We start from the raw sequence: 14400 nt of genomic DNA on the forward strand, positions 1-14400 counted from the left end.
CATAACCGGCCCGCACGTTCCCAGTGGTCCCGCAGTGGTTGTGCCCCCACCGCCCGCACGCGGCCGCACCGACGACGAGGAGACGCCGATGCCCCCAGGCATCACGACGCTTGCCGCAGACACCCCGACGCTGTCTGCCGCCAACACCGGCTTCATGCTCATCTGCTCGGCCCTGGTGATGCTCATGACCCCGGCCCTCGCCTTCTTCTACGGAGGCATGGTCCGCGTCAAGAGCACCCTCAACATGCTGATGATGAGCTTCATCAGCCTCGGGATCGTCACGGTCCTGTGGGTGCTGTACGGCTTCAGCCTCGCCTTCGGGACCGACGCCGGATCGGTCATCGGCTGGAGCCAGGACTTCCTCGGCCTCAGCGGGATCGGCGTCACCGAACTCTGGGACGGCTACACCATCCCGGTCTACGTCTTCGCCGTGTTCCAGCTGATGTTCGCCGTCCTCACGCCCGCACTGATCAGCGGTGCCCTCGCCGACCGGGTCAAGTTCACCTCCTGGGCCCTGTTCATCACGCTGTGGGTCACCGTCGTCTACTTCCCGGTCGCGCACTGGGTGTGGGGTGCGGGCGGCTGGCTGTTCGAGCTGGGCGTCATCGACTTCGCCGGGGGCACGGCCGTCCACATCAACGCGGGTGCCGCCGCCCTCGGCGTGATCCTGGTGATCGGCAAGCGCGTCGGCTTCAAGAAGGACCCGATGCGGCCGCACAGCCTGCCGCTCGTCATGCTCGGCGCCGGTCTCCTCTGGTTCGGCTGGTTCGGCTTCAACGCCGGCTCCTGGCTCGGCAACGACGACGGCGTGGGCGCGGTCATGTTCGTCAACACCCAGGTCGCCACCGCTGCGGCGATGCTCGCCTGGCTCGCGTACGAGAAGATCCGGCACGGCGCCTTCACCACGCTGGGCGCCGCGTCCGGCGCGGTCGCCGGACTTGTCGCCATCACCCCGGCAGGCGGCGCGGTCAGCCCGCTCGGCGCCATCGCGGTCGGCGCCATCGCCGGTGTGCTGTGCGCCATGGCCGTCGGCTTCAAGTACAGGTTCGGCTACGACGACTCCCTCGACGTCGTCGGCGTCCACCTCGTCGGCGGCATCCTCGGCTCCCTGCTCGTCGGCCTCTTCGCCACCGGCGGCGTCCAGTCCGACGCCAAGGGCCTCTTCTACGGCGGCGGCCTCGACCAGCTCGGCAAGCAGGCCGTCGGCGTCTTCGCGGTCCTCGCGTACTCTCTCGTCGTCTCCGCGCTCCTCGCCTTCCTGGTCGACAAGGTCCTCGGAATGCGCGTGGACGAGGACGACGAGGTCTCCGGCATCGACCAGGTCGAACACGCCGAGACCGCGTACGACTTCAGCGGCGCCGGCGGCGGCGCGGCCTCCCGGACCGCCGCCCCCGCCCCCGGCCCGGCCGCCCCGACGAACAAGAAGGTGGACGCATGAAGCTCATCACCGCAGTCGTGAAGCCCCACCGGCTCGACGAGATCAAGGAAGCCCTCCAGGCATTCGGCGTCCAGGGCCTCACCGTCACCGAGGCCAGCGGCTACGGACGGCAGCGCGGCCACACCGAGGTCTACCGGGGCGCCGAGTACACCGTCGACCTCGTCCCCAAGATCCGCATCGAGGTCCTGGTCGAGGACGAGGACGCCGAACAGCTCCTCGACGTCGTCGTCAAGGCCGCCCGAACCGGCAAGATCGGTGACGGCAAGGTCTGGACGGTCCCCGTCGAGACGGCCGTCAGGGTCCGTACGGGCGAACGCGGCCCGGACGCCCTCTGACCGGCCCCCGCCGACTGTTTCGCACGGTTCCGCATACGGAAAGGGCAGCTGGGTGACGAGCATCGAAGCGACCACCGAATCCGAGGACTCGCGCCCCAGCGGCTATGCGGCGGCCCGGCTGCGCCTTCTCCAGGAGAAGGAGCGGCCCGGGCCGCCGCGCCGTGCGGCCCTCGCCGCCCTCACCGACGACTGGCTCACCACCCTGTTCACCGGCGCCGCCCGGCACGCCGGGGTCCGGGGCGCCGCCCTCGTCGCCGTCGGCGGCTACGGCCGGGGCGAACTCTCCCCGCGCAGCGACCTCGACCTCCTCCTGCTGCACGACGGCACCGCCGACGCCACGGCCGTAGCCGCCCTCGCGGACCGGATCTGGTACCCCGTCTGGGACCTGGGCCTCGCCCTCGACCACTCCGTACGCACCCCCGCCGAGGCCCGGAAGACCGCCGCCGACGACCTCAAGGTCCAGCTCGGACTGCTCGACGCCCGCCCCGTCGCGGGCGACCTCGGCCTCGTCGCGTCCCTGCGCACCGCGATCCTCGCCGACTGGCGCAACCAGGCACCCAAGCGCCTGCCCGACCTCCACGAACTCTGCCGCGAACGCGCCGAACGCCACGGCGAACTGCGGTTCCTCCTCGAACCCGACCTCAAGGAGGCCCGCGGCGGCCTGCGCGACGTCACCGCCCTGCGCGCTGTCGCCGCCTCCTGGCTCGCCGACGCCCCCCGCGAAGGACTCGCCGAGGCCCGCCGCACCCTCCTCGACGCCCGCGACGCCCTCCACCTCACGACCGGCCGCGCCACCGACCGCCTCGCCCTCCAGGAACAGGACCAGGTCGCCCAGGCCCTCGGCCTCCTCGACGCCGACGCCCTGCTGCGCCAGGTCTACGAGGCCGCCCGCACTGTCTCGTACGCCGCCGACGTCACCTGGCGCGAGGTCGGCCGGGTCCTGCGCGCCCGCTCCGCCCGGCCCCGGCTGCGCGCCCTGCTCGGCGGCGGCCGGACCCCCGCCCCCGACCGGACCCCGCTCGCCGACGGAGTCGTGGAGGCCGACGGCGAGGCCGTGCTCGCCCGCACCGCCCGGCCCGAACGCGACCCGGTGCTCGTCCTGCGCGCCGCCGCCGCGGCCGCCCAGTCCGGACTGCCGCTCTCCCGCCACGTCGTACGCCACCTCGCCACCGCCGCCCAGCCGCTCCCGGTGCCCTGGCCGGCCGAGGCCCGCGAGGAGCTGGTGACCCTCCTCGGCGCCGGCGAGGCCACGATCCCCGTCTGGGAGGCCCTGGAGGCCGAAGGGCTGATCACCCGCCTCCTGCCCGACTGGGAACGCGTCCACTGCCGCCCCCAGCGCAACCCCGTCCACACCTGGACCGTCGACCGCCACCTGGTCGAGACGGCCGTCCGCGCCGCCTCGCTCACCCGCCGCGTCGGCCGCCCCGACCTCCTCCTCATCGCCGCCCTGCTGCACGACATCGGCAAGGGCTGGCCCGGTGACCACTCCGTCGCCGGCGAGGTCATCGCCCGCGACATGGTCGCCCGCATCGGCTTCGACCAGCACGACGTGGGCGTCGTCGCCGCCCTCGTACGCCACCACCTCCTGCTCATCGAGACCGCCACCCGGCGCGACCTGGACGACCCGGCCACCGTCCGCGCCGTCGCCGACGCCGTCGGCAGCGCCGCCACCCTGGAGCTGCTGCACGCGCTCACCGAGGCCGACGCGCTGGCCACCGGGCCCGCCGCCTGGTCGGCCTGGCGCGCCTCCCTCGTCACCGACCTCGTCAGGCGCGTCGCCCAGGTCCTGGCCGGGGAGGCCCCCGAGGAGCCCGAGCCCGCCGCTCCGGGCGCCGAGCAGGAACGCCTGGCGATCGAGGCGCTGCGCACCGGCACCCCCGTCCTCGCCCTGCACACCCGGCCCGAGACCCCGCACGAGGAGGACGGCCCCGAACCGGTCGGTGTCGAACTCCTCATCGCGCTCCGCGACCGGCCCGGCGTGCTGCCCGCCGCCGCCGGCGTCCTCGCCCTGCACCGCCTCACCGTCCGCGCCGCCGACCTGCGCGCCGTGGAGCTGCCCACGGAGCTGGGGGACTCCGCGGACCTGCTGCTGCTCAGCTGGCGGGTGGCCGCCGAGTACGGCTCGCTGCCCCGGGCGGACCGGCTGCGCGCCGACCTCGTACGCGCCCTGGACGGCACTCTGGACATCCCCGCCCGCCTCGCCGAGCGGGAGGCGGCCTATCCCCGGCGGCGCGGGGTGAAGGCGCCGCCGCCCCGGGTGACGGTCGCCCCGGCGGGCTCCCGGCTCGCCACGGTGATCGAGGTGCGCGCGCAGGACGCCCCCGGGCTGCTGCACCGCATCGGGCACGCGCTGGAGCGGAGCGGGGTACGGGTGCGGAGCGCGCATGTGTCGACGCTGGGGGCCAACGCCGTCGATGCCTTCTACGTCACGGACGTGGACGGGGAGCCGCTGCTGGCAGCCCGGGCGGCGGAGCTGGCCCAGGAGGTCGAGAAGGCGCTCGGTTGAGACCGGGACCGGGCGAGGTCTTGGCGTTCTCCGGCGTCCGGATACCCTGGGAGCCTACTGACCCGACCCGCCCCCGACCCTGAGGACCGACGAGCGCCGTGTTCGATACTCTCTCCGACCGCCTTGCCGCGACTTTCAAGAACCTCCGGGGCAAGGGCCGCTTGTCCGAGGCGGACATCGACGCCACGGCTCGCGAGATCCGTATCGCCCTGCTCGAAGCCGACGTGGCGCTGCCCGTCGTCCGGTCCTTCATCGCCAACGTCAAGGAGCGGGCGCGCGGCGTCGAGGTCTCGCAGGCGCTGAACCCCGCCCAGCAGGTCGTCAAGATCGTCAACGAGGAGCTCATCTCCATCCTCGGCGGCGAGACCCGGCGGCTGCGGTTCGCCAAGAACCCGCCCACCGTGATCATGCTCGCCGGTCTCCAGGGTGCCGGTAAGACGACCCTCGCCGGAAAGCTCGGCCTCTGGCTCAAGGGCCAGGGCCACTCCCCGCTGCTCGTCGCCTGTGACCTCCAGCGCCCCAACGCCGTCAACCAGCTGAGCGTCGTCGCCGACCGCGCCGGTGTCGCGGTGTACGCCCCCGAGCCGGGCAACGGCGTCGGCGACCCGGTCCAGGTCGCCAAGGACTCCATCGAGCACGCCCGGACCAAGCAGTACGACGTCGTGATCGTGGACACCGCCGGCCGCCTCGGCATCGACCAGGAGCTGATGCGGCAGGCCGCGGACATCCGCGACGCCGTCAGCCCGGACGAGATCCTGTTCGTGGTCGACGCGATGATCGGTCAGGACGCGGTCAACACCGCCGAGGCGTTCCGCGACGGCGTCGGCTTCGACGGCGTGGTGCTCTCCAAGCTCGACGGTGACGCCCGCGGTGGCGCCGCCCTGTCGATCGCCCACGTCACGGGCAAGCAGATCATGTTCGCGTCGAACGGCGAGAAGCTGGACGAGTTCGACGCGTTCCACCCGGACCGCATGGCGTCCCGGATCCTCGACATGGGTGACCTGCTCACCCTGATCGAGCAGGCGGAGAAGACCTTCAGCCAGGAAGAGGCCGCCAAAATGGCCTCCAAGCTGGCGTCCAGCAAGGGCAAGGACTTCACCTTCGACGACTTCCTGGCCCAGATGGAGCAGGTCAGGAAGATGGGCTCCATCTCCAAGCTGCTCGGCATGCTCCCCGGCATGGGTCAGATCAAGGACCAGATCAACAACATCGACGAGCGCGACATCGACCGCATGGCCGCGATCATCAAGTCGATGACCCCGAAGGAACGCGCCGAGCCGACGATCATCAACGGCTCGCGCCGCGCCCGTATCGCCAAGGGCTCCGGTTCCGACGTCTCCGCCGTCAAGGGCCTGGTCGAGCGGTTCTTCGAGGCCCGCAAGATGATGTCGAAGATGGCGCAGGGCGGCGGCATGCCGGGGATGCCCGGGATGCCGGGCATGGGCGGCGGCCCAGGCCGGCAGAAGAAGCAGGTCAAGCAGGCCAAGGGCAAGCGCAAGAGCGGCAACCCGATGAAGCGCAAGGCCGAGGAGCAGGCCGCGGCCGCCCGCCGCGAGGCCGCGCAGAACGGCGTCCCCGGTCTCCCGGCCGGTCAGGACGCCCAGAACTTCGAGCTGCCGGACGAGTTCAAGAAGTTCATGGGCTGACGGCCCACGTCATGCCGGAGGGGCGCTCACCGTATGTGGTGGGCGCCCCTCCGGCGTACGTTCACGTCGTGCAGACCACGTACCGGAACACGTTGGACATCCACACCGTGCCGTCCGGCAGCCGGTGCGGGTGCAGGGCCTCGGCCAGCTCCTTCTCCACCTGCCACCGGTCCGTCGCCCGGACCGCCGCCTCGAACAGCCGGGTCGACAGCAGGCCGCGTACCGCGCTGTCCATGTCCGCGTAACCGAACGGGCAGGCCACCCGGCCGGATCCGTCCGGCCGCAGCCCGGACCGGGAGGCCACGTCCTCCAGATCGTCGCGGCGCGGTCCGCGCCAGCCGCCGCCCGGTCCGCGCCCGTCGTCGGCGAGCCGCCCGGCCACCCGGAGCACCGCCTCGGTGGCGCACCGCTCCGGCGGGCCCCAGCCGGTCAGGACGACCGTGGCGTGCCGGCCCGCCGACGGCACGGCGGTCTCCAGCGCCCGCACCAGATCCTCGCCGTCGCCCGCCTCGCAGCCGATCGGGGTGAACGCGGTGATCAGGTTGTGCGGCCCGCCGTCCGCCGCGGCGGCGACGCTGTCCGTGAGCAGCGGGGCGGCGGCGGGTGCGCCGCGGTCCTCCGGTGCGGGCAGCAGCCGGGCCCGGGCCAGGGCGAGCCGGTCGGGGTCGGTGTCCACGCCGGTGACCCCGGCGCCCCGGCCCACGGCCATCAGCAGCGCCAGGCCGGAGCCGCAGCCGAGCGAGAGCATCCGCGTCGCGGGGCCCACCTCCAGCCGCGTGTACACCGCTTCGTACAGCGGTGCCAGCATCCGTTCCTGGATCTCCGCCCAGTCGCGGGCGCGGGAGGCGCCGTCCGCGGGGGCGGACGACTCCGTGTGCCGGTGGTGCCGAACGAGCGTTGGTGTCATGGAATGCGCCCCAATCGCCGAGGTTGCCGGTTCTGCCGATCGGTCGTGCCCGAGTGGACGGCCGTCCCGTCCAGGTGACGCGCGCTTCCCCCGTATGCCAGAGAACTGCGCATCCGCCGCCGCGTCCAGAGGTCTGCCGGGCGTGGTTGTCCGCACTGCCGTCCGGCGCACGACGGCACCGGCGCACCCGGACGGCGGGAACGCCCCCGGGGGTCCGTCCCGTTCTCTGCCGGTCCAGTCTCACCCGACACGCCGGTGGAGGCACGTCGAGCACGTCAGGGCGGTGCGGGTACCCTCGCCCCTGCCGTCCGCGCCCGGAGGGGGCGCGTACCGCGTCTACGCGCGCAGGCGTACGCGCCGCTACGTACCGGCTTGGTGTGAGCTGTGAGGCTTCTCCGCAGATCAGCGCACCCGCCCTCGTCGCGACGCATGAAGGTCAACCGACTGGTACGTGCAAAATATTTGGGATGGCCCGGAATCGGAACACCGAGGGCCCCGCGCTCGTTGTTCACGACGTGAGCACGACACCACCTGTACTTGCCGCAGAGCTGGCGCAGGCGTGGGCCGACATTCAGCGGTACCACCCCGAGCTGCCCGATCTCGCCGCACCCGAATCCCTGATCGGAGAGTCCTCGTCCGCCTGTGGCGCCGAACTCTCCTTCGAGCGACTGCTCCACGAGGCAGTCCACGGCATCGCCGCCGCCCGAGGTGTCCGCGACACCTCACGCGCCGGCCGTTATCACAACCGACGATTCCTGGCGATCGCCGAGGAGCTGGGCCTCGACCATGCCGAGGAGCCCCATCCCAGCAGCGGCTTCTCGCTGGTCACGCTGAACCCCGAGGCCAAGCGCCGCTACCGGCCGACGACGGAACGGCTCCAGCGCGCCCTCAAGGCGCACACCGTGGCCACCGCCGCCGACACCAAGCGCTCCTTCCGCGGCCCTGCCGCCCGGCACGGCTCCTCCGGAGGAGGTGTGCGGGTCAAGGCCGTCTGCGACTGCGGGCGTAACGTGCGCGTGGTCCCCTCGGTCCTCGCCCAGGCGCCGATCGTCTGCGGCGGCTGCGGAAAGCCGTTCAGGATCCCGGAGACCGCGGTCGCGGTGGGGTGAGCCGATGGGGTGTGGCACAATGGCTAGCTGTACTCGACAGTCGCACAGGACCCCTCTCTCCTCCGGCTGACGCGTCCATCGGGCACCCGAGTACCGCAACCCCACGTGGCATCTTCGTTGTGCCCAACCACGTCATAGACCAGGAGACACCACTTCCGTGGCAGTCAAGATCAAGCTGAAGCGTCTGGGCAAGATCCGTTCGCCTCACTACCGCATCGTCGTCGCCGACTCCCGTACCCGCCGTGACGGCCGGGCCATCGAGGAGATCGGTCTGTACCACCCGGTGCAGAACCCGTCGCGCATCGAGGTCAACTCGGAGCGTGCGCAGTACTGGTTGTCCGTCGGCGCCCAGCCGACCGAGCCGGTTCTCGCGATCCTGAAGCTCACCGGCGACTGGCAGGCGCACAAGGGCCTCCCGGCCCCCGCGCCGCTGCTGCAGCCGGAGCCCAAGGCCGACAAGCGCGCCCTGTTCGAGGCCCTCGCCGGTGACGGTGAGGAGTCGAAGGGCGAGGCCATCACGCCGAAGGCGAAGAAGGCCGACAAGAAGGCGGACGAGGCAGCTGCCGCCTCCGCCGAGTCGACCGAGGCCTGAGCATGCTCGAGGAGGCTCTCGAGCACCTCGTGAAAGGCATCGTCGACAACCCCGATGATGTGCAGGTCGCCTCGCGCAACCTGCGCCGTGGCCGCGTGCTGGAGGTCCGGGTCCACCCCGACGACCTCGGCAAGGTGATCGGCCGCAACGGCCGCACCGCTCGCGCGCTGCGTACCGTCGTGGGCGCCATCGGCGGCCGTGGCATCCGCGTCGACCTCGTCGATGTGGACCAGGTTCGCTGACAGAGTTGAACACCGGCACGGGCCGGGGAGGGCCAAGCGCCCGCCCCGGCCCGTCGTCGTACGACAGGAGAGATATCAGGTGCAGTTGGTAGTCGCGCGGATCGGTCGCGCCCACGGCATCAAGGGCGAGGTCACCGTCGAGGTGCGTACGGACGAGCCGGAGCTGCGGCTCGCGCCCGGCGCCGTCCTGGCCACCGACCCCGCCACGGCCGGCCCGCTGACGATCGAGACCGGCCGGGTGCACAGCGGCAGGCTGCTGCTGCGCTTCGAGGGCGTGAAGGACCGTACGGCCGCCGAGGCGCTGCGCAACACCCTGCTGATCGCCGACGTCGATCCGGCGGAGCTCCCCGAGGACCCGGAGGAGTTCTACGACCACCAGCTGATGGACCTGGACGTGGTCCTCGCCGATGGCACCGGGATCGGGCGGATCACCGAGATCACGCATCTGCCCTCGCAGGACCTCTTCATCGTGGAGCGGCCGGACGGCAGCGAGGTGATGATCCCGTTCGTGGAGGAGATCGTCGCCGAGATCGACCTGGAGGAGCAGCGCGCGGTGATCACCCCGCCGCCGGGCCTGATCGACGCGAGCGAGGCGGTCGTGGCCTCCGCGCGCGAGGAGGAGTCCGAGGCCGGGGGCTCCGCGTCGAAGGCCGAGGACGCCTGATGCGGCTCGACGTCGTCACGATCTTCCCCGAGTACCTGGAACCGCTGAACGTCTCGCTGGTCGGCAAGGCCCGCACGGCCGGCCGCCTCGACGTCCATGTGCACGACCTCCGCGACTGGACGTACGACCGGCACAACACCGTGGACGACACCCCGTACGGCGGCGGCCCCGGCATGGTCATGAAGACCGAGCCGTGGGGCGAGGCCCTGGACGAGGCCCTAGCGGACGGTTACGAGGCCGGCGCGCACTCCCCGGTCCTCGTGGTGCCCACGCCGAGCGGACGGCCGTTCACGCAGGAACTCGCCGTCGAACTCTCCGAGCGGCCCTGGCTGGTCTTCACCCCGGCCCGCTACGAGGGCATCGACCGGCGCGTGACCGAGGAGTACGCCACCCGGATGCGGGTGGTCGAGGTGTCCATCGGCGATTACGTGCTGGCAGGCGGGGAAGCCGCGGTGCTGGTGATCACCGAGGCGGTGGCCCGGCTGCTGCCCGGCGTCCTCGGCAATGCGGCCTCCCACCAGGACGACTCCTTCGCCCCCGGCGCGATGGCCAATCTGCTGGAGGGCCCGGTCTACACCAAGCCGCCCGAGTGGCGCGGCCGGGACATCCCCGACGTGCTGCTCAGCGGCCACCACGGGCGGATCGCCCGCTGGCGGCGGGACGAGGCGCTGCGGCGTACGGCCGCCAACCGGCCCGATCTGATCGAGCGGTGCGAGGCGTCGGCCTTCGACAAGAAGGACCGGGAGATGCTTTCCATCCTCGGCTGGTCCCCGGAGCCGGGTGGCCGATTTTGGCGCAGGCCCGAGGCCGTGGAAGAATAGGCCGCTGCCGTCCGTCCAACGTGCGCCCCTGCCACAGGGGGACACGACGCCCGTCCGACGCGACCGGCCCCTAGAATTCATCACTCTCCCGTCGATGACCTGTGGCATCGGCGAAGAAAGCAGACAACATGGCTTCCCTGCTCGACGACGTCAATGCCGCGTCGCTGCGTACCGACATCCCGGCCTTCCGCCCGGGTGACACGGTCAACGTCCACGTCCGCGTGATCGAGGGCAACCGCTCCCGTGTCCAGCAGTTCAAGGGCGTCGTCATCCGCCGCCAGGGCGCGGGCGTCAGCGAGACCTTCACGGTCCGCAAGGTCTCCTTCAGCGTCGGCGTCGAGCGCACCTTCCCGGTGCACAGCCCGATCTTCGAGAAGATCGAGCTCGTGACCCGCGGTGACGTCCGTCGCGCCAAGCTGTACTTCCTCCGTGAGCTGCGCGGCAAGGCCGCGAAGATCAAGGAGAAGCGCGACCGCTGAGCTGACTGCCTCGTCCACAGGGTGTCCGGTTAAGCTCTGGCCCCGATGGACACGCAAGCAGAACTCCAGGAGCGCGATCGCTCCTTCGCACCCGATACGGGTCCGGGGGAGGGGTCGCGCTCTTCGCGTGTCCGCGACCGGCTCACCGGACTGCTGTCGTGGCGGCTGTCCTGGCGGGGGACGCTCGGGCTCGGCGCCGTCTGTGCGGTGTTCGTGCTGCTCTTCAGCACCTTCGTGGTGCAGCCCTTCCTGATCCCCAGCGGTTCGATGGAGCAGACGCTCCGGGTGGGCGACCGGGTGCTCGTCAACAAGCTGGCGTACCGCTTCGGCGGAGTGCCCCGCCGTGGTGACGTGGTGGTCTTTGACGGCACCGGCTCGTTCGTTCGCGAGGGGGTGGAGCAGAACCCCGTCACCGCGCTGCTGCACGGGGCCGCCGCCTCCCTCGGTCTCGCCGAGCCCGCCGAGACCGACTTCGTGAAGCGGGTGGTGGGCGTGGGGGGCGACCGGGTGGTCTGTTGCGACGCGCGGGGCCGGATCGAGGTCAACGGCCGGCCGCTGGACGAGGACTACCTCTTCCCCGGGGACGCGCCCTCGAAGGTCCCCTTCGACATCGTGGTGCCGGAGGGCACCCTGTGGATGATGGGCGACCACCGCGCCCGCTCCCGGGACTCCCGCGACCACCTGGGGGAGCCGGGCGGTGGCGTGGTGCCGGTGGACCGGGTGATCGGGCGGGTCGACTGGCTGGGCTGGCCCCTCGGCCGAGTGGGCTCGCTGCCGGGAACAGCCGCCTTCGACTCCGTACCGGCGCCCGGCCCCACCCATGGGTAGCCACGGGCGCCACGGTGCCCCGGCGGCGGACGGAGAGGCGCGCTCCCTGCCCACCAGGGCGGAGCGGCGCAAGCTGGCCCGCAAGGTGAAGCGCAAGCGGCGCCGGTCGGCCGTGCGGGAGATCCCGCTCCTCATCACGGTGTCGCTGCTGATCGCGCTCGTCCTCAAGACCTTCCTCGTACAGGCGTTCGTGATCCCGTCCGGGTCGATGGAGCAGACCATCCGGATCGGCGACCGGGTGCTCGTGGACAAGCTGACGCCCTGGTTCGGTTCGAAGCCGCAGCGCGGCGACGTCGTCGTGTTCCACAACCCCTCCGACTGGCCGCCGCCGAACCCGGAGAGTTCCGGGGAGTCACCCGTCGTCGTCAAGCAGGTGAAGCAGGTGCTCACCTTCGTCGGGCTGCTGCCGTCGGACGACGAACAGGACCTGATCAAGCGGGTCGTGGCCGTCGGCGGCGACACCGTGAAGTGCTGTGCTCCGGACGGGAGGCTCCTCGTCAACGGCGTCGCGGTCGAGGAACCGTACGTCTATCCCGGGGATTCACCCTCCACCATCAAATTCGAGGTAAAAGTTCCGGCGGGCCGCCTCTTCGTCATGGGCGACCACCGCTCCAATTCCGCCGATTCGCGCTTCCACATGGACAGGACGGCGGACGGCACGATCTCCGAGGACGCGGTCGTGGGACGGGCCACATGGATCGTCTGGCCCTTCGGGCACTGGGCCGGCCTTGCGGAGCGCGCGGCGTTCGCCTCGGTCCCGGACGCGCGCGCCGGTACGGGGGCGGCCTCGGGGCCGTCGAATAGTGTGTCCAGTGATCCAGGCGGATTGATCCGGCTCCCGACCCCTGCGGAACTCCCGCTCGTTATGGGAGTGGTGGGCCTGCGTCGGCTAGGACGCGGGCGGTGGCACGGAGTAAGGAGTGGATGTGGGGGATTTGGCGGTCGGCGCACGATCCGGACGCGACGAACCCGAGGACCGGCCGGGCCCTTCGGCGCATTCCGAGTCCGCCGGTGCGGCGGAGGACGGGACGACGGTGAGCGGGACGGAAGGTGACGGCGGCGCGTCCGGGGGCAGCACGGCCCGGAAGAAGAATCCCCGCCCGTTCTGGAAGGAGCTGCCGCTCCTCATCGGCGTCGCCCTGGTCCTGGCGCTGCTGATCAAGACGTTTCTGGTGCAGGCGTTCTCGATTCCGTCGGATTCGATGCAGAACACGTTGCAGCGGGGCGACCGGGTCCTGGTGGACAAGCTGACGCCGTGGTTCGGGTCGGAGCCGGAGCGCGGCGAGGTCGTCGTCTTCCACGACCCGGGCGGCTGGCTGGAGGACAGCCAGGCACCCGAGCCGAACGCGGTGCAGAAGTTCCTCAGCTTCATCGGTCTCATGCCCTCGGCCGAGGAGAAGGACCTGATCAAGCGGGTCATCGCGGTCGGCGGTGACACCGTGGAGTGCAAGAAGGGCGGCCCGGTCCAGGTCAACGGCAAGGCGCTGGACGACAAGTCCTTCATCTTCGAGGGCAACAGCGCCTGCGACGACGAGCCGTTCGGGCCGATCAAGGTGCCCAAGGGCCGGATCTGGGTCATGGGCGACCACCGGCAGAACTCCCTGGACTCCCGCTACCACCAGAACCTGCCGGGTGGCGGCACCGTCTCCAACGACGAGGTGGTCGGCCGGGCCATCGTGATCGCGTGGCCGGTCAGCCGCTGGGCGACCCTCCCGGTCCCGAAGACCTTCGACCAGCCCGGCATCAACGCCGCCGCCGCTGCGGCCCCCGGGGTGATCGGGCTCGCGGGCGCGGTCCCCCTGGTGCTCTGGCGCAGGCGGCGCCGGACCACGACCGCCGGCACAGTGAGGAACGACGCGTGAGCGACCTGGCAGACGGAGCACGGTCCGAACAGGAGCGGTCCGCGGAGCCTTCCGCCGTCGGGCCTGCCGCCACGGAGCCTTCCGCCACGGAGCCTTCCGCCACCGAGCCGGAGGCCGGAACGGACAGCGGCACCGACAGCAAGGACGGCACCGCCGCCAAGAAGAAGAACAACCGCCCGTTCTGGAAGGAGCTGCCGCTCCTCATCGGCATCGCGCTGGTTTTGGCCCTGTTCATCAAGACGTTTCTGGTGCAGGCGTTCTCGATTCCGTCGGATTCGATGCAGAACACGTTGCAGCGGGGCGACCGGGTCCTGGTGGACAAGCTGACGCCGTGGTTCGGGTCGGAGCCGGAGCGCGGCGAGGTCGTCGTCTTCCACGACCCGGACAAGTGGCTCGAAGGCGAGCCGACCCCGACCCCCAACGCCGCGCAGAAGTTCCTGAGCTTCGTCGGACTGATGCCGTCCGCCGAGGAGAAGGACCTGATCAAGCGGACGATCGCGGTCGCCGGTGACACCGTGGAGTGCAAGAAGGGCGGCCCGGTCGAAGTCAACGGCAAGGCGCTGGACGACAAGTCCTTCATCTTCGAGGGCAACAGCCCCTGCGACGACATGCCCTTCGGGCCGTTCAAGGTGCCGGACGGCAAGATCTGGGTGATGGGCGACCACCGCCAGGACTCGGCGGACTCCCGCTACCACACCGACGACGTCAACAAGGGCTTCGTGCCGGTGAGCCAGGTCGTGGGCCGGGCCGTGGTCGTCGCCTGGCCGGTGAACCGCTGGTCCGTGCTGTCCGTCCCGGACACCTTCGACCAACCCGGGATCAGCGCCGCGGCCGGTGCCGCACCGGGCGTCCTCGGGCTCGCGGGCGCGGTCCCGTTCGTGCTCCGGCGCAGGCGGAGGCTGACCGCCGGGCGTACTGCCGGGTAGGGTGCGCACGCGGATCAGCGATTGTCGATCTCCGATGGGGGACGC

At 71.4% G+C, this 14400-nt stretch carries 15 protein-coding genes; 14 read left to right on the plus strand and 1 reads right to left on the minus strand.

What is annotated here, in order from left to right:
* The first annotated feature begins 88 nt into the window (after positions 1-88).
* The 4 genes from ABZ565_RS21470 (at position 89) to ffh (ending at position 5925) form a co-directional block, all read left to right on the plus strand.
* Entirely contained in the window at positions 89-1438 is a 1350-nt protein-coding gene (locus tag ABZ565_RS21470; protein WP_361029056.1) for an ammonium transporter, read from the plus strand.
* Entirely contained in the window at positions 1435-1773 is a 339-nt protein-coding gene (locus tag ABZ565_RS21475) for a P-II family nitrogen regulator (protein WP_018102395.1), read from the plus strand. Before ABZ565_RS21470 ends, ABZ565_RS21475 begins: the two co-directional genes overlap by 4 nt.
* Before the next feature lie 52 nt (positions 1774-1825).
* Positions 1826-4279, plus strand: coding sequence for a [protein-PII] uridylyltransferase (locus ABZ565_RS21480; RefSeq protein WP_361029059.1), 2454 nt, complete (start codon positions 1826-1828; stop codon positions 4277-4279).
* A 98-nt stretch (positions 4280-4377) separates the two neighbouring features.
* Positions 4378-5925: a signal recognition particle protein gene (ffh, locus tag ABZ565_RS21485; protein ID WP_361029062.1), complete on the plus strand. Its 1548-nt coding sequence runs from the start codon at positions 4378-4380 to the stop codon at positions 5923-5925.
* 61 nt (positions 5926-5986) lie between these two features.
* On the opposite strand, the gene ABZ565_RS21490 is transcribed toward ffh, so the two are convergent.
* Entirely contained in the window at positions 5987-6832 is an 846-nt protein-coding gene (locus tag ABZ565_RS21490) for an SAM-dependent methyltransferase (protein ID WP_361029065.1), read from the minus strand.
* A gap of 515 nt (positions 6833-7347) precedes the next feature.
* Between ABZ565_RS21490 and ABZ565_RS21495 the strand changes: the two genes are divergently transcribed.
* From ABZ565_RS21495 to lepB (ABZ565_RS21540), 10 genes are all read left to right on the plus strand, one after another.
* The gene (locus ABZ565_RS21495) at positions 7348-7941 is read left to right on the plus strand and encodes a hypothetical protein (protein WP_018521397.1); all 594 of its coding nucleotides are present in this window, start codon (positions 7348-7350) and stop codon (positions 7939-7941) included.
* A 157-nt stretch (positions 7942-8098) separates the two neighbouring features.
* On the plus strand, positions 8099-8533 hold the full coding sequence (rpsP, locus tag ABZ565_RS21500; protein WP_164400952.1) for a 30S ribosomal protein S16: 435 nt from the start codon (positions 8099-8101) through the stop codon (positions 8531-8533).
* Positions 8534-8535: 2 nt separating this feature from the next.
* Positions 8536-8775: an RNA-binding protein gene (locus ABZ565_RS21505; RefSeq protein WP_005311361.1), complete on the plus strand. Its 240-nt coding sequence runs from the start codon at positions 8536-8538 to the stop codon at positions 8773-8775.
* 79 nt (positions 8776-8854) lie between these two features.
* The gene (rimM, locus tag ABZ565_RS21510) at positions 8855-9439 is read left to right on the plus strand and encodes a ribosome maturation factor RimM (protein ID WP_361029069.1); all 585 of its coding nucleotides are present in this window, start codon (positions 8855-8857) and stop codon (positions 9437-9439) included.
* Entirely contained in the window at positions 9439-10260 is an 822-nt protein-coding gene (trmD, locus tag ABZ565_RS21515) for a tRNA (guanosine(37)-N1)-methyltransferase TrmD (RefSeq protein WP_361029072.1), read from the plus strand. The genes rimM and trmD overlap by 1 nt, the downstream gene beginning before the upstream one ends.
* Positions 10261-10388: 128 nt before the next feature.
* Positions 10389-10739: a 50S ribosomal protein L19 gene (gene rplS, locus ABZ565_RS21520; protein WP_266530958.1), complete on the plus strand. Its 351-nt coding sequence runs from the start codon at positions 10389-10391 to the stop codon at positions 10737-10739.
* Positions 10740-10784: 45 nt separating this feature from the next.
* The gene (gene lepB, locus ABZ565_RS21525; RefSeq protein ID WP_361029076.1) at positions 10785-11567 is read left to right on the plus strand and encodes a signal peptidase I; all 783 of its coding nucleotides are present in this window, start codon (positions 10785-10787) and stop codon (positions 11565-11567) included.
* On the plus strand, positions 11560-12621 hold the full coding sequence (gene lepB, locus ABZ565_RS21530; protein WP_361029079.1) for a signal peptidase I: 1062 nt from the start codon (positions 11560-11562) through the stop codon (positions 12619-12621). Before lepB (ABZ565_RS21525) ends, lepB (ABZ565_RS21530) begins: the two co-directional genes overlap by 8 nt.
* Positions 12503-13429 carry a signal peptidase I gene (gene lepB, locus ABZ565_RS21535; RefSeq protein WP_361029300.1) on the plus strand — a complete coding sequence of 309 codons (927 nt, stop codon included), beginning with the start codon at positions 12503-12505 and terminating at the stop codon, positions 13427-13429. The genes lepB (ABZ565_RS21530) and lepB (ABZ565_RS21535) overlap by 119 nt, the downstream gene beginning before the upstream one ends.
* Positions 13426-14355: a signal peptidase I gene (gene lepB / locus ABZ565_RS21540; RefSeq protein WP_361029082.1), complete on the plus strand. Its 930-nt coding sequence runs from the start codon at positions 13426-13428 to the stop codon at positions 14353-14355. The genes lepB (ABZ565_RS21535) and lepB (ABZ565_RS21540) overlap by 4 nt, the downstream gene beginning before the upstream one ends.
* The last annotated feature ends 45 nt before the right edge of the window (positions 14356-14400 follow it).

The sequence above is a fragment of the Streptomyces sp. NPDC016469 genome (assembly GCF_040632905.1).
In the GTDB taxonomy this organism is placed as follows: domain Bacteria; phylum Actinomycetota; class Actinomycetes; order Streptomycetales; family Streptomycetaceae; genus Streptomyces.